Below are 20,582 nucleotides of genomic sequence, written 5' to 3'. Positions count from 1 at the left end.
TCCACCATTTCAAATTTTCAAACCTTTAATCCATACGATCTCCTTCAAGTACACCCGATGCTACCAGTTTTTCACGTAGCCCCTCGTACTCCGCATCTTGCCAGAACGCATCCTCGTACAGCATTTTCGCCGCATCCTGTCTTGCTGTTTCAAGCGCTCGATAATCATGTACTAAATCCGCCATTTTAAATTCTGGTAACCCACTTTGACGCTTCCCGAAAAAATCACCGGAGCCACGTAGCTCTAAATCCTTTTCGGCTAATCGGAAGCCGTCATTCGTTTCGGTCATACTCATCATGCGCTCTTTACCCTCATCGGTTTTCGGATCAGCAATTAATACACAATACGACTGATGCTCTCCACGCCCAACACGTCCTCGTAATTGATGGAGCTGCGCTAAACCAAAGCGCTCGGCATCATAAATAGTCATAAACGTCGCATTCGGAACATTTACCCCTACTTCGACAACCGTTGTCGATACCAACACATGAATCTCCCCATCATTAAATGCGCGCATAACCGCATCCTTTTCATCTGGATGTAATTTTCCGTGCATTAATCCTACTTTAAAACGATTGCCAAAGTACAGCGCTAAATGTTCATATGCATCGACGGCATTTTGTACATCAAGCTTGTCTGATTCTTCTATCAGTGGTGTAATGACATATGCTTGGCGCCCCGCCTCCAGCTCTTGCGCCATTCGCATTAATACACTATTTAGCTGTTCTTTTTTTAGCCAATGTGTTTCGATTTCTTTTCGCCCTGCTGGTAGCTCATCGATAATGGATACATCCATTTCACCAAATACCGTAATGGCCAATGTTCGCGGAATAGGCGTAGCTGTCATAAATAAGACATCTGGATTTTCACCTTTTTCACGCAATACTCGCCGTTGCTCTACGCCAAAACGGTGCTGCTCGTCGGTAATGACAAAGCCTAATTGGTTAAATTCCACATCCGGCTGTATAAGCGCATGCGTCCCGATTAAAATATCAATTTCTCCCGCGGCAAGTTGCGCTAATAGCTCCCGACGTACCTTTGCTTTTGTTGAACCTGATAAGAGCGCCACCTTAATGCCAATGGGGTCAAACCACGCATGTAAGTTTTCCGCATGCTGCTCGGCTAAAATTTCAGTTGGTGCCATTAATGCCCCTTGATAGCCAGCCGTAACTGCTGCGTATAAGCCAATTGCCGCGACAACCGTCTTCCCAGAACCAACATCCCCTTGTAGTAAGCGGTTCATGCGCTGTGGAATTAATAAATCTTTGCATATTTCATTGACTACACGTTTTTGGGCACCAGTCAGTTCATAAGGTAATGTAGCGATAAATGCTTTTAATTTTTCTAAATCATAGCGAATAGAAATTCCCTTTTCGAGCTCTTTATTCGTTTTTCGTAACGCTTGAATGCGCAGCTGAAATTCAAGTAGCTCCTCATAAACAAAACGACGTCGCGCTTGTTTTGCATGGTCGGCATCTGTCGGAAAATGCACGCCCTCTAGCGCATCTTGTAACGCTAATAATTGGTAGTTTTCACGAATCGTCTGTGGCAAGGTTTCGCGTAATTCTTCTTTTGCTGTATCAAGGGCTTGGCGCATGTATTTGCGAAAGCGCTTTTGCTGCAAGCCCCCTTTTAAACTATAGACGGGTTCAAAATCCACTTGCTCAGTTTTTGGTCCGAATGTTACCGAGCTACCGACGAGCACTTGACGACCGCGATCCCATTTCCCTGTAACGGTAATCGTCATGCCTATTGAAATTTTTTGACGTAAATAGTTTTGGTTAAAGAATACTACTTTAATCAAATGTCTTCCCGCTAATGCTGTAAATTGTAAGCGTGATTTATTTTTCCCTAAAAATAATGCCGTTGGTTCACTTTCTACACGTGCCTCAATCGTAACCCGTTCATTATGCGGTGTTTCGGCTAGATCTTTTAATCTAAAATCTTCATGACGATAGGGAAATGTCCAAATTAAATCATGTACGGTATCGATGCCGATTTTTGCTAACTGTTCTGCTGTTTCTTTTCCGATACCTTTTAAATTCGAAACCGGTTCATGAATCATCGTTTGACACTTCCTTTATTTTAATGTTTGTACTTAGCATAGCATAAAATGGGTGCATACGTTCTATTTGAAATAAAAAAATGAATGCATCCAAAGAGGGACACATTCAAATTATAGCTAATGATTAATTGTGCGTGATTTTAAAATTTCTTTTAGATTACCGCCTTCAAAAATCGCATGCGTAATAGCTCTTCCTGTAGGTGTTGCTGCCAATCCGCCGCGTGCCGTTTCTTTTAAATTCGGACTCATCGCTTGACCGATTCGATACATCGCGCCAATTACTTCATCGCATGGAATACGGCTCGTTACGCCCGCCAACGCCATATCCGCTGCTACGAGTGAATTGGACGCACCCATTGCATTACGCTTCACACAAGGTACTTCAACAAGACCGGCTACCGGGTCACATACAAGGCCGAGCATATTTTTTAATGTAATGGCAAATGCATCTGAACTTTGTTGCGGTGAACCGCCCGCCATTTCGACGATTGCCGCTGCTGCCATTGCCGATGCACTTCCGACCTCTGCTTGACAGCCTCCTTCAGCCCCTGAGATCGACGCATTGTTCGCTACGATAAAGCCAAATGCACCTGAAGTGAATAAATAACGAATCATTTGCTCACGTGTTGGGTTTAATTTATTTTTAACCGCAAATAATGTGCCCGGAACAACGCCTGCAGAACCCGCAGTTGGTGTCGCACAAATCGTCCCCATTGCCGCATTAACCTCATTCGTCGCTACTGCTTTACTAACGGCATCTAATAATAAATCACCTGCAAGTGAATTGCCCTGTGCGATATAGTTTTGTAATAATACCGCATCACCGCCTGTTAAGCCTGTTACGGATTGCACCCCGCGAAGCCCACGCTCAACCGCTTCTTCCATCACGGTTAAGTTACGATCCATTTGCGCGAAAATTTCTTCACGCGAACGACCACTTATTAACATTTCCTGCTCAATCATTAATTCTGAAATAAGCTTCCCTTCATTTTCAGCAAGCTCTACTAATTCTCGAACACTACGAAATAATACATCCATATGACCACCCCTTAGTTATTAATTTTTGAAACTTTTGTTATATGTGGGATGTAAGAAATTTGCTCGATAATGCGCGCATCGATATTTTGATCCACCTCAATCACCATTAACGCCGTTAAACCACGCTCAATGCGAGATACTTCCATATGACCGATGTTAACATGATGCATTGCTAAACAGTTGGCAACATTTGCGATACAGCCTGCGCGGTCGTCATGGACAACTAAAATAGCTGGCATTCCACCAGTTAGACGTAGTTTGAAACCGTTTACTTCGCTAATTTCGATTTTACCGCCACCAATTGAAATCCCTTCCACACTCATTTCGCCTGCATCATCACCCATCAGTAAACGTGCTGTGTTTGGATGTTCTTTATTGGCCGTTTCGGGGATAAATTCAAATTGCAAGCCTGCTTTTTCTGCTTCTGTAAAGGCTGTTTTAATACGCTCGTCATCCGTATCATAATCCAATAAGCCACCGACAAGTGCAACGTCTGTTCCGTGACCACGATAAGTCTCTGCAAACGAGCCATATAGGTAAATTTTCACCCATTTCGGCTGACGGCCAAATAAATCACGTGCTACTCGCCCAATTCGCGCTGCACCCGCTGTATGCGATGAAGAAGGACCGATCATCACAGGTCCGATAATATCAAAAACTGATGTAAATTTCATAAGAGGCCCCTCCGTTTTCTTTCATGCTTCTATTCACTACTATTTTAACCATTTTTTCTATAATTAACAAATTTCTTGTTAAAAACGAAAAGACGACCCTCGCTATTTCACGAGAGTCGAATGTTTAAAAAAACAACTATTTAGATACTTAAGAATCAAAAGCCATTATTCTACAGACAAGATGAATGGGTAAAGGGATTGTTTCCCTTCCACAATTTCTACTTCTGCATCTGAATAATTTTCTTCGATATAGCTTTGTAATTCCTCGGCTTGCGCTGCTGTAGCATCCTCACCATAAATCACGGTTACGATTTCTGCCTCTTCATCCATTAAGTTTTCTAACACTTGCTTTGCAGCGTCCATCATTTCTTTTGTCGATAAAATGATTTTCCCTTCTGCTAGGGCCATGTAGTCGTCTTTATGGATTTCAACACCATCGATTGATGTATCACGAACAGCGTATGTTACTTGTCCAGTTTTTACGTGTGCAAAGCCAGTTGTCATATTGTTTTGATTGTTTTCAACAGACTCTTCTGGGTTGAACGCTAAAATGGCCGCCATCCCTTGAGGAATCGTTTTTGTCGGTACAACCGCTGCTTCAATTTCTAATAGCTCTGCTGCTTGTTCTGCTGCCATAATAATATTTTTGTTATTCGGTAAAATTAACACGCGCTCAGCACCAATTTCTTGGACCGCTTTGACGATGTCTTCTGTTGAAGGGTTCATTGTTTGACCACCTTCAATGACATAAGAAGCACCGATTGAACGTAATAAGTTTGCCACACCTTCACCCATTGCAATCGTTACAATCGCGTACGGTACTTTTGGTTGCGCTTTTGCTGTAGGTGCTTTTGGCGCATCCCCTACAATCGCAGAATGTTGCTCTCGCATATTATCTACTTTGATTTTAATTAGGCTACCATATTTTTGACCTGCAGCAAGTACAGCACCTGGAGTTTCCGAGTGAATATGTACTTTTGCAATTTCATCATCAGAAATAACTAATAAGGAATCACCCATTGGATTAAGTTCTTGGCGGAATTGATCTTCGTCAAATGGTGCTTTATCCTCTTCAAAGCGAACCATGATTTCTGTACAATAGCCAAACTCGATATCTGATGTATCCATGAAGTCTTGTACACGATGGTGTTCTGCATTAATTAAATCATCTAAAGAAGATTCATTTTTCTCTGGTAATGGCTCGCCCTTCATAGAAGCAAGGAAGCCTTCATAAACGAATAATAAACCTTGACCACCACTATCAACTACACCAACTTCTTTCAACACTGGTAGAAGATCTGGTGTGCGGTTTAATGACGCCTTTGCTTCTGTCGTGAACGCTTCCATCACAGCAATCATATCTTGCTCAGCTTCTGCAACTTCTACCGCCTTTGCTGCTGCTTCACGTGCTACCGTTAGGATTGTCCCTTCCACCGGCTTCATAACTGCTTTGTACGCTGTATCAACACCCGCTTGGAATGCTTTTGCTAAACCTTGCGCGTCGATTGTTGCCTCTTTTTCGATGGCTTTGCCGAAACCACGGAATAATTGCGACAAAATAACACCTGAGTTTCCGCGTGCACCCATCAGTAACCCTTTCGACAAGCTTTGTGCTACTTTCCCAATATGTTCATTTACGTTTGCTTCTGTTTCGTTTGCACCAGATGTCATTGACAAATTCATATTTGTCCCCGTATCCCCGTCTGGTACAGGGAATACATTTAGTGAATCTACATATGCTGCATTTTGGTAAAGATGGTGTGCACCCATTTGTACCATTTCAGCAAATTTAATTCCGTCTAAAGACTTCATCCGATTCATTTCCTCCTCTTACACGTTCGCCACACGAACGCCTTGAACAAAAATGTTAACTGACTTCACGCTCATGCCTAATGTTTTATTTACTGTGTATTTTACTTTTGATTGAACTTGATATGCGATTTCAGAAATTTTTGTGCCATAGCTTACAACAATATACATATCAATATGTAAGTCTTCACCCTCTTGGCGAATGAGTACGCCTTTTGCAAAATTTTCTTTTCGTAAAATATCTGTTAATCCATCACGAATTTGATGTTTTGAAGCCATGCCCACGATTCCGTAGCATTCGATTGCTGCGCCACCAGCAATTTGTGCAATTACATCATTGGAAATATCAATATGGCCGAATTCATTATTTAATTCAACTGACATAGTGTATGCCCCCTTGGCTCTATTTGACTAAATTATATTGTACTACACAAAAGTCGATTATAAAAGAAAACGTTCGTATTCGTCTAGTTTGAACTTGTTTTTATGACAAATTCCGACACGTGCAATGAAGAAAAATATTGATAAGTTACTTATCTTTACCTTTAAAAAGAAGCAAGCTTTCAAGGAAAGTAAGGTGTAAAGGTTTTTTTCTTGAAAGGTTGTGCAAAATGTCTTGCACTCATTCGGATCGTATGTTAAATTATTATGGTATGTGAAATATCGAACTGAAATATAGATTTCAGATTCAGCTGTAAGGAGGAATTTTACAATGCCAAAACAATGCGTAATTACTGGCCGTAAAGCTCGTACAGGCAACAACCGTTCACACGCAATGAACGCTTCTAAACGTTCTTGGGGTGCTAACTTACAAAAAGTTCGTATTTTAGTTGACGGTAAGCCAAAACGTGTATGGGTTTCTGCTCGTGCTTTAAAATCAGGTAAAATCGAGCGCGTATAATCGCGTACGGAGCATCAGCTTAAGCTGGTGCTCTTTTTTATTATAGATGTATACCCGAAATTTGATGTGCTGTACAGGCGAGATAGTTGCGACTTTTTGATTTTATTTGCGAAACTGCGCGGATATTTGCGATTTCTAGAAGTTATTTGCGATTTTCAACATATATTTGCGAACACACAAAAACCCATTATTCATCAAAAATTACATGGCCCACCAAAAGAAAAAGCTACCGCCCGCATAGTAGCGAACGATAGCTGCCGATTATTTTTTCTCTTTTTTATCTCTTCGAAACAGTTTCACACAGCCTCTTGCCATCCCGCTCACCCATTTTGGTAATTGAAATGTATATACCTTCAAAAAGCCCCTCCTAGTCTCTACTCTTTATCATTAAACATATGCCACCTTGAAAAGAAATAGACCCCTCAGATAGGATTTCATTGCTTGTAAAGCGTGTTGTTCCTTGTTCAATCACTTCATCCGTCGTTTCGTATTTCACGCCACGTAATGTCACATTTGTCAGCGTTTGACCATAGGCAAAAAACGAAACATACGAATAGATGCCTTTATGTAGCACATGCTGTTTTGGCATTAAAAACTGAATTTCATTAGAAGGATTGATGATTTTAAAGATAATTCCGGGATATTGCTGCTGTAAATGATAGACCGAGCGCAATACAGCCTCATAATGATCTAAACGCCCGCCTGTCACCCCTGTCACCCAAACTTCTGTAGGTGCATAGTGTAACGCCTTTTCAAGCGCTAAGTCAGTATCGGTTTCATCCTTCTCCGACTGAAATTGATCTATATGCGGGACCGCTTTCGAAATTCGCGCAAATTCCTCGGCAGATACCGAATCAAAATCACCGACAATCGCATCGGGCACAATCGCCTCATCCACTAAATACAAGGCGCCTCGATCAACACCAATCCATTTGTCAGGCTTTAAAGAAAAGGCGACCTCATTTAAGGGGCCGCCTGAACAAATCGCTACAATCACTGAATCGCTAAAAGTCCAGCTTGTTTAATTTCTTGTAAAGCTTGTGCGCGATCTTCTTTTCCATAAATAGCTGAGCCTGCTACGAAAATCGTTGCTCCTGCTTTTGCACAAGGTACAATCGTTTCCGCATTAATGCCCCCATCAATTTCGATGGCGATATCTAAGCCGCGCTCTTTAATTATTTTTGATAATGCTGCCACTTTCGGTACAACTGATTCAATGAATTTTTGCCCACCAAAACCTGGGTTGACCGTCATAAATAACACCATATCCACATCTTCTAACACATGCTGAATCGATTCTATCGGCGTATGTGGGTTTAATACAACACCTGGCTTTACACCAAATGAGCGAATTAATTGGATCGTACGGTGTAGATGACGACACGCTTCCACGTGAACCGTAATATAATCTGCGCCAGCCTTTGCAAACTGCTCAATGTATTGATCTGGATTTTCAATCATTAAATGCACATCCATTGGCAATGTAGAAAGCGGACGAATTGCCTCTAATGCAATTGCACCAAATGAAATATTCGGTACAAAATGGCCATCCATAACGTCGATATGAATAAGTTCTGCTCCTGCTGCTTCAACTTCCTTAACTTCTTGTCCTAGCTTTGCAAAATCTGCTGCTAAAATCGATGGTGCAATTTTTATCATGTTTAGTACCTCGGCTTTCGATCGATAATTTCTTGTAAAAATTGTTGATAATGCTCATAGCGGTAGGTACGAATTTCCCCCACCTCTACTGCTTGCTTGACTGCACATTTTGGCTCCTTCATATGTAAGCAGCCACGGAATTTGCAATCCTCGCTCATACGTAAAATTTCGGGCAAACATGCCGTTAGCTCCTCTTTTTCGATTGTATCAAAATCAAACGAACTAAAGCCCGGCGTATCTGCAAGTAATCCGCCACCAACTTCAATCAATTCTACATGGCGTGTTGTATGCTTACCGCGCCCTAAGCTTTTAGAAATAATGCCTGTTTTTAAATCTAAATCGGGCAACAGCGTATTCAGTAATGTTGATTTGCCAACACCTGACTGACCCGCTAATACCGACGTCTTATCTTTTAAAATCGGCTCTAATTTAGCCATTAGCGACTCATCATCTATAAAGGTTTCGATAATTTCATAGCCTATTTCTTTGTAATCATTAATATAGTGCTGTAAATTGGCACGCTCATCATCACTTACTAAATCCAGCTTTGTTAAAATAATGATCGGCTGGACATGGAAGGACTCCAAGACAACTAAAAAACGGTCCAATAAAATCGTATTAAAATCGGGTTCTTTCGCTGAAAATACAAGCAATGCCTGATCAACATTGGCAATGGGTGGACGTACTAATGCATTTTGACGCGCTAAAATTTTTTCAATCGAGCCATCTGATTCTCCATCGTACGAATATTCCACAAAATCACCCACAAGCGGAGATTCTCCGCGATTACGGAAAATCCCACGCGCACGGCATTGAATTAATTCGCCCTCTTTTTCAACATAATAATAACCGCTTAATGCTTTTCGAATTTGGGCTTGCGCCATCCAATTCCTCCTTACTCATTTACGAGGTCTTCATATTTAATCGTTTCACTTATAATGACATTATTATCACGTACAACTTGATATGCTGCCGTTTCCCCTTCAACAATAGTTAGCTGTAGTAAATAGTCAGTATCTTCCGTAATTGTTAATACTTCATACGGTTCAATCATCGTATGTCGCTTATCTTGAACAAAAATAGATACCGTTTGCGCTACCCCTTCTTCTAAAGGCTCATAAGGAATCTTAATCGTGTTCGTATACAGCTGTTCTTGTTTCGCTGCTGGTCCCTTTGAAATGACCACATCAATTGTGCTTCCCGCCTCAACGGTTTTGCCTGCTTTTGGTTTTTGCTCGATGACAAGACCTGCTGCCACTGTATTTGAATGTCTTTCCTCCGTAACACGAACATTAAAGCCCGATGTACGTGCGTATTCTTTTCGTTCTGCTGCACTAAAATTAATTAAACTAATAATTGTCTCCATTTTCTTCCCTTTACTTACTTTAAGCACGACATCCGTTTCTTCAGCAATCATTTCCGTATCTGGCAATGGCGATTGCTCAATAATTTCGCCTTCAACTTTATCTGAGTGCACTTCTTCAAATTTAAAGCTTTTATAGTCGTCGCCCATCAACTCGACTTGAGCTCTTTGTTTGCCTACAAAATCAGGCATTGTCGATGTGGCCTTCCCCATGCTTACAGCTAAATCGACTTCTGTACCTTCAATCTTTTCTAATCCTGCCGCCGGTGTGGTTTCGATAATATGACCTTTCTCAACCTCTTCGTGATTTAGCTCCTCTTGCTTGCCAACAGCAAAGCCAGCAGCTTCAATTTCAGCAATAGCTTCTTCAAGTGGCATATTCGTAACGTCTGGAATTGTGTATTTATTTGGCGTTAGCGCAATGGCTACGGCAATTCCTATAACCGCTAACAATGCGATCACCCCAACAAAAATCGGCCATTTTTTCTTTGGCTTCTTTTTTCCATCTGGCTGACTTGGTGGTGGCGTCGACATTTTTTCTAACAACACCGTTTGCTCCGTCACCCCAGTAGAAGGCTGTTGGATATGTGGTTGCACTGGCTTTGGCTCTTTAATAACCGGAATTAGCTTCGTCGCACCATCATCTATCGGCAGGGCAAATTTTGGCTCATTGACACGCTGTAACGATAAGCATGTATCTAAATCTGCTTCCATCTCTTCCGCATTAGCGTATCGATGATTGGCATCTTTTGCCGTTGCCTTTAACACGATATTTTCAACGCTTTGCGGAATTGTCGCATCGAATTCTCGCACAGAGGGCGTTTCTGTTTGCAAATGCTTTAAAGCAATCGATACCGCAGATTCTCCTGAAAACGGTAATTCCCCAGTTAATAATTCATATAGCACAATACCTAGCGCATAAATATCAGACTTCATTGTGGCAATCCCACCACGTGCCTGCTCGGGTGATAAATAATGCACCGTTCCAATAACAGAATTAGTTTGGGTATAGCTTGTCGCATTCAAAGTGGTTGCGATCCCAAAATCCGTAATTTTTACATTTCCGGCTTCGTCCATTAAAATATTTTGTGGCTTAATATCACGGTGAATAATCCCGTTGTCATGGGCATGTGCCATTGCTGAAGTTAATTGCTTCATAATGTGCACACTACGCGCAGATGCTAAAGGCGAAAACTCTTGTATGTATTGTTTCAATGTTTTCCCCTTAATGTATTCCATGACGATATAATGCATATCCTCATCTTCACCAACATCATAAATGCTGACGATATTCGGATGGGTCAAACTTGTTGCAGACAATGCCTCACGTTGGAAACGACGATGTAATTCTTCTTCATTTGATAAGTCATATCGCAAAATTTTAATGGCGACATCACGATTTAAAATAATGTCATGTGCTAAATACACATTGGACATACCACCGCCGCCAATTAATTGTAAAATTTTATAACGGCCACTAATATGTTTTCCTACTAGCATTGACTACACCTCCTGCTTCGTCGTCATTAAAATAAGGGAAATATTATCTTCTCCGCCACGATCATTGGCAAATTGAACTAACTTCCTACCTTTTTCCTGGATTGACATGTCCATGGCTACCACTTCTGCCATTTCCTCTGTTGTTAGCTTATTACTTAAACCATCTGAGCAAATGAGTAAATGCGCCTCATCGGTTAAAGTCATTTCATAAAAATCCGGTTCAATGGATACTTCTGTGCCTAACGCTTTTAAAATGAAATTGCGCTTCGGATGAGTTTTCGCCTCTTCTTCACTAATTTCTCCATTTTTCAATAAAATATTTACGTATGAATGGTCACTTGTTACTAACTCTACGGATTCATTTGTAAAATGATATACGCGACTATCGCCGACATGACTAATGATACAATGATTTTGGTCAACTAATATTGCAATCATCGTCGTCCCCATCCCTTGGCAATTTTCATTTGCTAAGGAATATTGGTAAATTTGCTGATTAATATGTGAAACCGCATCACGCAACCATTCCAATTGCGCTTGTTTTGTTGCAAACTGTGATTCGTCGAACTGTTCGAAAAGCTGTTTCATTTCAGTAATCGCCATTTCACTCGCTACATCGCCTGCATTATGTCCACCCATGCCATCTGCTAAAATCGCAAGCTTAAAACGATCGGGGCGCTCAAAAAACGCCGCCCGATCTTCATTGATTGTTCGTTTTAACCCAATATCACTTTCCACTGTAAAGTTCACGATTGTCCACCTACTTTGTTTCTTGTGATCGTTCCTGTGCACGTAACTGGCCACAAGCCGCTGCGATGTCCGCACCTTGCTCACGACGGATTGTTACGTTAATGCCTTGGTCCTTTAACGTCTTTTCAAAAGCAAAGATTTTACTACGTGATGTACGCACATAATCGCGCTCTGGCACGTAGTTGATTGGAATTAAGTTGACGTGACATTTAATGTTTTTAATAAGTTTAGCTAATTCTAACGCCACTTCTTCTGTATCGTTTTCACCAGACATTAAACCGTATTCGAATGTCACACGGCGGCCTGTTTTCTTCGTATAGTAGTTGACCGCTTCCATCAGCTCTTCTAATTTATATGCTTTGGCAATCGGCATTAGTTTTTGACGTGCCTCTTGATTTGGTGCGTGCAACGATACCGCGAAGTTAATTTGCATGCCTTCATCGGCGAATTGATAAATTTTTGGTACAATTCCGGATGTTGATACTGTTATATGACGCGCGCCGATATTTAAGCCTTTGTCATCGTTCATAATTTTTAAGAAGTTCATCATCGCGTCATAGTTATCGAATGGCTCACCGATTCCCATAATCACGATCGAAGAAACACGTTCATTTGTTTGATCAAGCTGCTGCTGTACTTTCACCACTTGCTCGACAATTTCCCCAGCCATTAAGTGACGTTTGAGTCCACCTAATGTAGAGGCACAGAACGTACAACCGATGCGACAGCCGACCTGTGTTGTGACACAAATAGAGTTCCCATAATCGTGACGCATCAATACCGTTTCGATTGAATAGCCATCTTGTAATTGGAATAAAAACTTAATCGTGCCGTCCTTTGATTCCTGTTTAATAATCGTTGAAAGTGTTGTTAATGCGAACTCTGCTTCTAGCTTTTCACGTAAGCCTTTTGATAAGTTCGACATTTCTTCAAATGTTTTCACTCGTTTTTCATATAACCACTCAAAAATCTGGCCCGCGCGGAATGCTTTTTCCCCATTCGTTGTTAACCATTCCTTCATTTCATCTAGACGTAATGAGTAGATAGAAGGTTTTAATTGTGGCTTTTCTTTTTTCACACGGCGCACTGGCTTGTCTACCGCTTCTTCCACTAAATCCTGAATTCGTTCATCAAATTGCTTTAATTGTTCCTGCTCCATTAGTTTAATTGGACGCTCCTTTTTTTACGAATGCTGCAACGAAAAATCCGTCACTGCCAATATCTTGAGGGAATACTTGTAGCATCCCGTCTTGTTGTTTCGCATTGAGTTGTGCTGGTAAATTTTCTAAAGGCATAGCCTGCATATCAGGATGTGCTTGTAAGAAGGCTTGTACCGTACCTTCGTTTTCATGACGATCAACTGTACATGTCGAGTACACTAATCGTCCACCGTCTTTTAATAGCTGAACGGCATTTTCTAAAATAGCTAATTGGATTGTTTGTAAGCTCGCTAAATCCTCTTCGCGCTTCGTATATTTAATATCTGGCTTACGACGCATCACCCCTAAGCCTGAGCACGGTGCATCGACTAAAATCGCATCATAGCCTTCCTTTTGTAAAAAGGCCGCAGCTTTTCGGCCATCAAGTGGTGCTGTTTCTACAATATCTAACCCTAAACGCGTCACATTTTCTTCGATTAAATCGAGTTTTTTCGGATGTAAATCGGTCGCTAAAATCGAGCCTTCGTTGTTCATGATTTCCGCTAAGTGCGTAGTTTTTCCACCTGGTGCTGCACACATATCTAGCACTTTCATCCCAGGCTGTGGATTTAGCACCGTAGCGGGTAACATCGAGCTTTCATCTTGAATGGTAATTAACCCATTACGGAATGCACCTGTACGAGCTGCTTGACCACTTTCAATATATAAGCACTGTGGCATAAATTCACTACGACGCGCTTTAATACCTTCTCGCTCTAATGTCGTTAATACCTGCTCTACCGTCGCTTTTGTTGTATTTACGCGCACGGTTTGTAAGGGCGCGATATTGTTTTCTAGTAGCATTTCGCGCGTATGCTCATAGCCATAGCTTTCTACCCAACGATTGACGAGCCACTGTGGATGACTTGTTTCAATTGCTAAGCGCTCATTCGCATCCTCAATTAAATCCGTCGAACGCACACCTTCACGTAAAATTGAACGTAAAATCCCATTGACCATTGACGCAATGCCTTTATGACCACGACGTTTTGCAATTTCTACTGCCTCATTTACGGCGGCATGTGCTGGTATACGTGTTAAATAATGCATTTGGTAAAGCGACATGCGTAGTAGCCAGCGCACCCAAATATCGACTTTCCCTCGAATAAACGGCTCTAAATAATAATCGAGCGTGTATTTATGCTGCAATGTACCATATGTTAATTCGGTTAAGAGGCCACGGTCTTTGGCGTCAATTTTATATTTTTCAATCGTTTGGTGTAAGAGTAAATTGCTGTACGCTTGGCTTTTGTCGACCGTTAATAATATTGTTAGTGCCGCGTCACGCACATTTCCATCCCAAATGACTTGTTTTTTCTTACTCATTGAAAACGGTCCCCAATCTGTAATTTCGAGCCCGTACCACGTAAATATTCTTCTGCAGTCATACGTTTTTTACCCGCTGGCTGTACATCGTATAAAGCTAAAGTCGAGCCATCACCTGTTGCGACTTCGAAATGGTCTTTTTCAATCTTTACAACTTCACCCGGTGCAGCCGTTGTCGAGGTCTTCCCAACTTGTGCCCACCAAATTTTGAAGTTTGCCTCTTCCAATCTTGTATAGGCAACGGGCCAAGGATGTAATCCGCGCAATTGATTATATAATGTACGTGCGTCTTTATTCCAATCAATTAACTCCTGCTCACGGCTAATATTGCTGGCAAATGTAACAAGTGTTTCATCCTGAACGGTACGCGCATTTGTACCATCGATAATGGAAGGCAATGTTTCTTTTAATAACTCACGACCAACAGCACTTAATTTATCAAACATGCCACCAGTATGATCTGTCTCTTCAATGGCAATTGCGCGCTGTGAAATAATATCGCCCGCATCTAGCTTTTCGGCCATGTACATAATCGTCACACCTGTTTGGGCTTGACCATCAATAATTGCTTGGTGAATTGGTGCACCCCCGCGGTATGCCGGTAATAGCGAGGCATGTACATTAATACAGCCTAAACGTGGGGCATCTAATAATTCCTTTGGTAAAATTTGCCCAAACGCCGCCGTTACGACCAAATCCGGATTTAATGCCAGAATTTGCTGCAATTCCTCTGAGCCTCGTAGTTTTTCGGGCTGAATAATAGGTAAGCCTAATACTAACGCTTCTTCCTTTACTGGAGGTGGTGTTAATACTTTTTTACGCCCTACTGGACGGTCGGGCTGTGTCACAACCGCTAAAATTTCATAACCTTCCTCATGTAGCATGCGTAATATTGGCGCTGAAAATGCTGGCGTTCCCATGAAAACGATTTTTGTCATCGATTATTCCTCCTCAGCGTCAGCGTATAGCTCTTCTAACTCTTGTTCTGTTAATACGCGTGTCATTTTCGAATCAAATAATACACCATCTAAATGATCGATTTCGTGTAAAATGCAACGCGCTTCGAAATCTTCAGCTTCTAATTCGTAAATACGGCCTTCACGATCGGCTGCCTCGATTTTTACATACGTTGGGCGTTTGACCATTCCAAAAAGGTCAGGGAAGCTTAAGCAACCTTCTACATCTTCTTCTTCACCACGTGTTTCGATAACTTCAGGATTGATCATTTCTAAAATGTCTTCTCCGAGCTCAACAATGGCAACACGCAAGCCGACATTAATTTGTGGCGCCGCAATGCCGACACCGTCATGTTCAACCATCGTTTCATACAAATCATCTAATAATTCAATAATCGTTTCATCGATTACTTCAACTTCTTTTGTTCGCGTATTTAATACCGCTGCCGGATTTTTTATAACTTCTTTAATCGCCATAATGTTTTACCTCTTTCTATATGCATTAGATCATCTGTGGATCTAAATCAATCGTTAACACAATACCTTTTTTAATCCACTCCGAACGATACAACTTAATAAGCTGCAATAATGTAGGAATTAAATTAGGCTCTACTTTATATTTTATCAAACATTGATAGCGATATCTATTTTGGAGACGAGCGATACTAGCCGTCGTTGGACCAATAACCGAAACTTGAAAGGACAAATTCGAACGCAAGTATTCCGCCACACGCCCCGCATATTCCGCAGCCATCACAACATCCTCATGCGAAACTTGCACAAGCGCTAAATAATAATAGGGTGGATACCCTGCCAGATGACGCGCATGCATTTCGCGTTCATAAAACGGTGTGTATAGCTGTTCTTTTGATAATTCAATCGCATAATGCTCCGGTGTGTACGTTTGGATAAATACTTCCCCCGGCTTTTCATGGCGCCCTGCACGTCCACTTACTTGTGTCATCAGCTGAAAGGTCTTTTCTGCCGCGCGATAATCTGGTAAATGCAAGCTTGTATCGGCACTTAATACGCCAACTAACGTAATATTGGGGAAATCTAGCCCTTTGGCAATCATTTGCGTGCCCAGTAATATATCAGCCTCGCCACGTCCAAACGCATCGAGCATTTTTTCATGGGAGCCTTTTTGCTTCGTTGTATCGACATCCATTCGTAGTACACGTGCCTGTGGGAACAACTTAAAAATTTCCTCTTCGACTTTTTGCGTCCCCGTTCCAAAATAGCGAATATTTTCACTTTGGCATTCCGGACAAGTTTGCGGGATGTACTCCTCATGTCCACAGTAATGACACTTCAATTTTTCTTGATAGCGGTGATACGTGAGGGAAATATCGCAGTTGGGACATTGCACGCTTGTACCGCAATCCCTGCAAAGGACAAAGGACGAATAACCACGGCGATTTAAAAATAATACCGTTTGCTCACCGTGTTCAAGTCTCGCTTGTAATGCCTCCATTAATGGCTCTGAAAACATCGAACGATTGCCCGCCTGTAATTGCTCGCGCATATCAACAATGTGTACAGTTGGTAACGCTTGTTTTTTGGCACGATTTTGCAAGGTTAATAACGTATAAACCCCTTTTTTCGCACGCGCAAAGGATTCTAATGCCGGTGTGGCACTGCCTAGAATAACGGGACAATTGTAATAATTGCCACGCCAAATGGCCACATCCCGTGCATGATAGCGTGGTGAATCTTCTTGCTTATAGGTCGATTCATGCTCCTCATCTAAAATGATTAGCCCTAAATTTTTAAACGGGGCAAAAATAGCTGAACGCGCACCAACAACGACCTTTACTTTGCCCTGCTGCACTTTACGCCATTCATCGTATTTTTCACCGACCGACAAGCCACTATGCATCACCGCAACCTCATCACCAAAGCGTGACTTAAAGCGCTCAGTCATTTGTGGGGTCAATGATATTTCAGGTACAAGGACAATGGCTTCTTTCTCGTCTGCAATAGCACGTTGAATCGCCTGTAAATAAATTTCAGTTTTCCCACTACCCGTAACGCCGTGCAGTAAAAAGGTTTCCTGACGCTTCTCATCCATCGCCTGTTTGATTTTTGCTAATGCTTGGTGCTGTTCCTCTGTTAATTGTAAAAAGTCTGTGTGCACAATCTCTTTCGTATACGGATCGCGGTACACTTCCTCTTGAATGAACTGTGCTGCACCCTTGTCGATGACACCCTTTAACACCGCCATTGATACGTTTGCCGCTTCACAAATCATGTCGGGCATTAAAATGGCACCCGCATAAGATTTCATCCATTCAATGAGCGTGAGTTGCTTTGCTGAACGCTTACCCATTTGTTGTTGAACGCTTTCTAATTGCTCATTAGAAGCAATTTGCACTTTACGGACTTGCTTGACTCGTCCCTTTTGCTTTACCTCATTTTCAATGACAATCATTCCATCTTTCACCGCATATTTTAAAGGCTTTAATAAATCTGCCTTTTCAAATTGTGTGACATTGACTTTTGCTGTTTTTTCAAAAAACGGCTGTAAGGACGGCGCTAATTGTGTAACATCACCTTGTAAGAGCGCATACTTTTCATACTTGGCACGCAGCGCTCCTGGTAACATGACTTGTAAGGCATCAATTTCGTAGCAAATAGTTTGATGTTTGAGCCATTTTGCTAACTCAAGCATTTCCGGCGTTAAAATGGCTTCAATGTCCAATATTTGGGCAATTGCTTTCATTTTTTCCACGGGTACGTCCGATTGCTCCGAAAGACCGACCACAAAGCCAAGGACATTACGCGGTCCGAATGGCACTTTTACTCGACAGCCAATATCAATCAGTTCTTCCCACTCAGTTGGAATAGCATAATCAAATGGGCGATCTACCGGGTAGGCCGATACATCGACAATGACTTGTGCAAACTTCATTGCCCATCACTTCGTTGCTCATTAAAATGCTGCACAACGAGCGCAGTAATTTTTTCCGGCTCCTCTAAGCGCCCTTTACCGACATAGCCACATGCTAAAAATCCTTCAGACGGTTCGATAAAGCGAATGCCATCTTCATGTAGCTGCTGAATATTTCGTAACACTGCTGGATGCTCATACATATGCACATTCATAGCAGGTGCGACCCAAACAGGTGCCGTTGTCGCAAGCAAGGTCGTTGTTACCATATCATCCGCCATCCCGTGCGCCATTTTTGCAATCATATTGGCAGTCGCTGGTGCTACAATCATTAAATCCGCCCAATCCGCTAAATCGATATGCGCAATTACATTCGAGTCTTTTTCATCGAATGTATCAAAAAACACATCATTTTTTGACATCACTTGAAAGCTGAGTGGTGTCACGAATTTCCGAGCCGATTCGGTCATGATTACCTTTACGTTCAACCCAGCTTGCGATAATTTACTCACGAGTGCCACTGCTTTATAAACGGCAATGCCCCCTGAAACGCACAATAAAACATTGTTTTTTTTCATCATCATAACCGCCCTTTCAAAGGATAAGCTCCCAAAGAAAGATTCTAAGGGAGCTTCAACTCAAACATATTTGGATTGTTCGTTAGATTTCGTCTTCGTAAACTGTTGAAGCATCTTGCTGTACTTTGCGTAATTTACCAGCCGCCACTTCTTCTAACGCTTTCCCTACTGGTTTGTACGAAACGTATTTGTCTAACTGTTCGCCGCCTTCTTCTTGCATTTGACGCGCACGCTTGGATGCTAAGCTCACTAATGAGTATTTAGAATCGATTTGTTTTTTTAATTTATCTACTGATGGGTATAACATAGTTTTATTCTCCTCTCAACATTGACAAGTAGCGTTTTTCTACACGTTCACGACGGCAGTGTTCCGCTACTATGATAGCATTAATTTTATCACATGCATTTTGAACTTGGTCATTTTCGACAACATAATCATAAAGCGACATCATTTCTACTTCTTCACGAGCAGTTGCAATACGGCGCGCGATGACGTCTTCTGTCTCTGTACCGCGGCCAACTAAACGCTGCTCTAGCTCGGTAATGCTTGGTGGTGCTAAAAAGATAAACAACGCTTCTGGTGCCTTTTCACGAATTTGTGCCGCACCTTGTACTTCTATTTCTAAAAATACGTCACGACCTGCCTCTAATGTTTCTTGAACATAAGCTAGTGGTGTACCGTAATAATTGCCAACAAACTCGGCATGTTCGAGTAACCCTCCTTGTTCAATTAACGCTTCGAAATCCTCACGTGTTCTAAAGAAATAGTCTACACCATCTACTTCACCTTCGCGAGGATTTCGCGTTGTCATGGAAATCGAATATTCGTAATTTGTGTCAGGCTGAGAAAATAGCTCTTTACGAACTGTTCCCTTACCAACGCCTGATGGACCAGATAAAACAATTAATAATCCACGTTGCTTATTCATATGTAACTCCTTTTATTATTCAATATTTTGAACTTGTTCTCGCATTTTTTCTAAAATGGTTTTTGCTTGGACAACTGCTGCAGAACAAACCGTCGACTGATTTTTTGAACCGATTGTGTTGATTTCACGATTCATCTCTTGCATGATGAAGTCTAATTTCCGACCGATTGCATTTGCTTCATTTAATGTTTCGACTAATTGACCAAAATGGCTCTCAAGACGATCCAGCTCTTCTGTAATGTCAATACGCTCTGCGAAAATCGCCACTTCCGTTAATAATCGTTCTTCTATTATTTGCCCACTTGCAAGCTCTTGTAAACGATTAGTTAAACGTTCACGATATTTCACTACCGCCGCTGGTGCATGCGTCCGAATTTGGGCAATTTCCATTTCTAGCTCCGTTTTATATTGGAGCATTACTTGTTGTAATTGCTTGCCTTCACGCTCTCGCATCGCAAGTAAGTTGGAAATGGCCTCTGTTAATGCAGATTGCACAGCTTCTATAATTTGCGCTTGTTCAAGTTCCAGCTTTTCAATTTGAAGCACTTGCTCGAGGCTAACGATTTCTTGCATTGTCCATTTCTCTTCCATTGCAACGGACTGTGCCAGCTCCTCTTTTGCGCGTAAAAAGGCATTCAGTAGCGACCAATTTATTTGAATTGTTTGCTCGGCATCCTTAAGTTCTTTTAGAAAAACGATAACATCTATTTTCCCACGAGAAACTGCATCCGACAACATTTTTTTTGCAAGTACTTCCGCTTCCATCCATTCTTTCGGAAACTTAGTGTTCAACTCTAAAAAACGATGATTCACAGCACGAATTTCAACCGTTAGTTGAAAGCTTTTCGTTGTTGTGACCCCCCTGCCGAAACCGGTCATACTACGTACCAAGGTTCGTCACATCCTTCTTTGCATATTGAAACAATTATAGCATATGTTCTTTCA

Annotated in this window: 20 protein-coding genes and 1 pseudogene; 1 reads left to right on the top strand and 20 read right to left on the bottom strand. The window is 41.7% G+C overall.

The window, feature by feature from the left end; all coding sequences use genetic code 11:
• Positions 1 to 25 precede the first annotated feature (25 nt).
• From recG to MKX47_RS04520, 5 genes are all read right to left on the bottom strand, one after another.
• Positions 26 to 2,065, bottom strand: coding sequence for an ATP-dependent DNA helicase RecG (gene recG, locus MKX47_RS04540; RefSeq protein WP_340771595.1), 2,040 nt, complete (start codon positions 2,063 to 2,065; stop codon positions 26 to 28).
• A gap of 117 nt (positions 2,066 to 2,182) precedes the next feature.
• Complete coding sequence (gene sdaAA, locus MKX47_RS04535) at positions 2,183 to 3,103, bottom strand: L-serine ammonia-lyase, iron-sulfur-dependent, subunit alpha (protein ID WP_340771593.1); 921 nt, start codon at positions 3,101 to 3,103, stop codon at positions 2,183 to 2,185.
• 11 nt (positions 3,104 to 3,114) lie between these two features.
• Positions 3,115 to 3,777: an L-serine ammonia-lyase, iron-sulfur-dependent subunit beta gene (sdaAB, locus tag MKX47_RS04530; protein ID WP_340771591.1), complete on the bottom strand. Its 663-nt coding sequence runs from the start codon at positions 3,775 to 3,777 to the stop codon at positions 3,115 to 3,117.
• 165 nt (positions 3,778 to 3,942) lie between these two features.
• Positions 3,943 to 5,589 carry a DAK2 domain-containing protein gene (locus MKX47_RS04525; protein WP_340771589.1) on the bottom strand — a complete coding sequence of 549 codons (1,647 nt, stop codon included), beginning with the start codon at positions 5,587 to 5,589 and terminating at the stop codon, positions 3,943 to 3,945.
• 18 nt (positions 5,590 to 5,607) lie between these two features.
• The gene (locus MKX47_RS04520; RefSeq protein ID WP_057985890.1) at positions 5,608 to 5,970 is read right to left on the bottom strand and encodes an Asp23/Gls24 family envelope stress response protein; all 363 of its coding nucleotides are present in this window, start codon (positions 5,968 to 5,970) and stop codon (positions 5,608 to 5,610) included.
• Between the two features lie 328 nt (positions 5,971 to 6,298).
• Here MKX47_RS04520 and rpmB point away from each other — a divergent pair, with 328 nt between their 5' ends.
• Positions 6,299 to 6,487 carry a 50S ribosomal protein L28 gene (gene rpmB / locus MKX47_RS04515; RefSeq protein ID WP_079560418.1) on the top strand — a complete coding sequence of 63 codons (189 nt, stop codon included), beginning with the start codon at positions 6,299 to 6,301 and terminating at the stop codon, positions 6,485 to 6,487.
• A 261-nt stretch (positions 6,488 to 6,748) separates the two neighbouring features.
• On the opposite strand, the gene spoVM is transcribed toward rpmB, so the two are convergent.
• The 15 genes and pseudogenes from spoVM to MKX47_RS04440 all read right to left on the bottom strand — a co-directional run bounded on the left by spoVM (position 6,749) and on the right by MKX47_RS04440 (position 20,528).
• Positions 6,749 to 6,844: a stage V sporulation protein SpoVM gene (spoVM, locus tag MKX47_RS04510; RefSeq protein ID WP_340771581.1), complete on the bottom strand. Its 96-nt coding sequence runs from the start codon at positions 6,842 to 6,844 to the stop codon at positions 6,749 to 6,751.
• Between the two features lie 10 nt (positions 6,845 to 6,854).
• Entirely contained in the window at positions 6,855 to 7,484 is a 630-nt protein-coding gene (locus MKX47_RS04505; protein ID WP_340771575.1) for a thiamine diphosphokinase, read from the bottom strand.
• Entirely contained in the window at positions 7,481 to 8,146 is a 666-nt protein-coding gene (gene rpe, locus MKX47_RS04500; protein WP_340771574.1) for a ribulose-phosphate 3-epimerase, read from the bottom strand. The genes MKX47_RS04505 and rpe overlap by 4 nt, the downstream gene beginning before the upstream one ends.
• Positions 8,147 to 8,148: 2 nt before the next feature.
• Entirely contained in the window at positions 8,149 to 9,030 is an 882-nt protein-coding gene (gene rsgA, locus MKX47_RS04495) for a ribosome small subunit-dependent GTPase A (RefSeq protein WP_340771573.1), read from the bottom strand.
• A gap of 11 nt (positions 9,031 to 9,041) precedes the next feature.
• Complete coding sequence (gene pknB / locus MKX47_RS04490) at positions 9,042 to 11,009, bottom strand: Stk1 family PASTA domain-containing Ser/Thr kinase (RefSeq protein ID WP_340771572.1); 1,968 nt, start codon at positions 11,007 to 11,009, stop codon at positions 9,042 to 9,044.
• A gap of 3 nt (positions 11,010 to 11,012) precedes the next feature.
• Positions 11,013 to 11,759, bottom strand: coding sequence for a Stp1/IreP family PP2C-type Ser/Thr phosphatase (locus MKX47_RS04485; protein ID WP_340771571.1), 747 nt, complete (start codon positions 11,757 to 11,759; stop codon positions 11,013 to 11,015).
• 10 nt (positions 11,760 to 11,769) lie between these two features.
• Positions 11,770 to 12,918 carry a 23S rRNA (adenine(2503)-C(2))-methyltransferase RlmN gene (rlmN, locus tag MKX47_RS04480; protein WP_340771569.1) on the bottom strand — a complete coding sequence of 383 codons (1,149 nt, stop codon included), beginning with the start codon at positions 12,916 to 12,918 and terminating at the stop codon, positions 11,770 to 11,772.
• A 4-nt stretch (positions 12,919 to 12,922) separates the two neighbouring features.
• Positions 12,923 to 14,284 carry a 16S rRNA (cytosine(967)-C(5))-methyltransferase RsmB gene (gene rsmB, locus MKX47_RS04475; protein WP_340771568.1) on the bottom strand — a complete coding sequence of 454 codons (1,362 nt, stop codon included), beginning with the start codon at positions 14,282 to 14,284 and terminating at the stop codon, positions 12,923 to 12,925.
• On the bottom strand, positions 14,281 to 15,222 hold the full coding sequence (gene fmt, locus MKX47_RS04470) for a methionyl-tRNA formyltransferase (protein WP_340771567.1): 942 nt from the start codon (positions 15,220 to 15,222) through the stop codon (positions 14,281 to 14,283). The genes rsmB and fmt overlap by 4 nt, the downstream gene beginning before the upstream one ends.
• A 3-nt stretch (positions 15,223 to 15,225) precedes the next feature.
• Positions 15,226 to 15,717, bottom strand: coding sequence for a peptide deformylase (gene def / locus MKX47_RS04465; RefSeq protein ID WP_340771566.1), 492 nt, complete (start codon positions 15,715 to 15,717; stop codon positions 15,226 to 15,228).
• Positions 15,718 to 15,742: 25 nt separating this feature from the next.
• On the bottom strand, positions 15,743 to 18,151 hold the full coding sequence (priA, locus tag MKX47_RS04460; protein ID WP_340771565.1) for a primosomal protein N': 2,409 nt from the start codon (positions 18,149 to 18,151) through the stop codon (positions 15,743 to 15,745).
• Between the two features lie 14 nt (positions 18,152 to 18,165).
• Positions 18,166 to 18,711: pseudogene (gene coaBC / locus MKX47_RS04455) on the bottom strand (bifunctional phosphopantothenoylcysteine decarboxylase/phosphopantothenate--cysteine ligase CoaBC); the annotation flags it as partial.
• A 79-nt stretch (positions 18,712 to 18,790) separates the two neighbouring features.
• Positions 18,791 to 19,015 (bottom strand): DNA-directed RNA polymerase subunit omega, encoded by a 225-nt coding sequence (rpoZ, locus tag MKX47_RS04450; protein WP_340771564.1) that lies wholly within the window; start codon positions 19,013 to 19,015, stop codon positions 18,791 to 18,793.
• A gap of 4 nt (positions 19,016 to 19,019) precedes the next feature.
• The gene (gene gmk, locus MKX47_RS04445; protein ID WP_340771562.1) at positions 19,020 to 19,637 is read right to left on the bottom strand and encodes a guanylate kinase; all 618 of its coding nucleotides are present in this window, start codon (positions 19,635 to 19,637) and stop codon (positions 19,020 to 19,022) included.
• Between the two features lie 15 nt (positions 19,638 to 19,652).
• The gene (locus MKX47_RS04440; protein WP_340771561.1) at positions 19,653 to 20,528 is read right to left on the bottom strand and encodes a YicC/YloC family endoribonuclease; all 876 of its coding nucleotides are present in this window, start codon (positions 20,526 to 20,528) and stop codon (positions 19,653 to 19,655) included.
• Between the last annotated feature and the right edge of the window lie 54 nt (positions 20,529 to 20,582).

This window comes from Solibacillus sp. FSL R7-0668, assembly GCF_038006205.1.
Taxonomy (GTDB): Bacteria; Bacillota; Bacilli; order Bacillales_A; family Planococcaceae; genus Solibacillus.
The sequence above is the reverse complement of the archived record's forward strand: the minus strand, read 5'-3'. Positions and strand labels throughout refer to the sequence as shown.

Bases quoted from the DNA above. Each gene is read 5' to 3' on its own strand.
- MKX47_RS04525 (WP_340771589.1), bottom strand. From the start codon at position 5,589: ATGAAGTCTTTAGACGGAATTAAATTTGCTGAAATGGTACAAATGGGT.
- gmk (WP_340771562.1), bottom strand. From the start codon at position 19,637: ATGAATAAGCAACGTGGATTATTAATTGTTTTATCTGGTCCATCAGGC.
- priA (WP_340771565.1), bottom strand. From the start codon at position 18,151: ATGAAGTTTGCACAAGTCATTGTCGATGTATCGGCCTACCCGGTAGAT.
- sdaAA (WP_340771593.1), bottom strand. From the start codon at position 3,103: ATGGATGTATTATTTCGTAGTGTTCGAGAATTAGTAGAGCTTGCTGAA.
- rpmB (WP_079560418.1), top strand. From the start codon at position 6,299: ATGCCAAAACAATGCGTAATTACTGGCCGTAAAGCTCGTACAGGCAAC.
- MKX47_RS04520 (WP_057985890.1), bottom strand. From the start codon at position 5,970: ATGTCAGTTGAATTAAATAATGAATTCGGCCATATTGATATTTCCAAT.
- rpe (WP_340771574.1), bottom strand. From the start codon at position 8,146: ATGATAAAAATTGCACCATCGATTTTAGCAGCAGATTTTGCAAAGCTA.
- rsmB (WP_340771568.1), bottom strand. From the start codon at position 14,284: ATGAGTAAGAAAAAACAAGTCATTTGGGATGGAAATGTGCGTGACGCG.
- def (WP_340771566.1), bottom strand. From the start codon at position 15,717: ATGGCGATTAAAGAAGTTATAAAAAATCCGGCAGCGGTATTAAATACG.
- rlmN (WP_340771569.1), bottom strand. From the start codon at position 12,918: ATGGAGCAGGAACAATTAAAGCAATTTGATGAACGAATTCAGGATTTA.
- recG (WP_340771595.1), bottom strand. From the start codon at position 2,065: ATGATTCATGAACCGGTTTCGAATTTAAAAGGTATCGGAAAAGAAACA.
- sdaAB (WP_340771591.1), bottom strand. From the start codon at position 3,777: ATGAAATTTACATCAGTTTTTGATATTATCGGACCTGTGATGATCGGT.
- pknB (WP_340771572.1), bottom strand. From the start codon at position 11,009: ATGCTAGTAGGAAAACATATTAGTGGCCGTTATAAAATTTTACAATTA.
- rpoZ (WP_340771564.1), bottom strand. From the start codon at position 19,015: ATGTTATACCCATCAGTAGATAAATTAAAAAAACAAATCGATTCTAAA.
- rsgA (WP_340771573.1), bottom strand. From the start codon at position 9,030: ATGGCGCAAGCCCAAATTCGAAAAGCATTAAGCGGTTATTATTATGTT.
- fmt (WP_340771567.1), bottom strand. From the start codon at position 15,222: ATGACAAAAATCGTTTTCATGGGAACGCCAGCATTTTCAGCGCCAATA.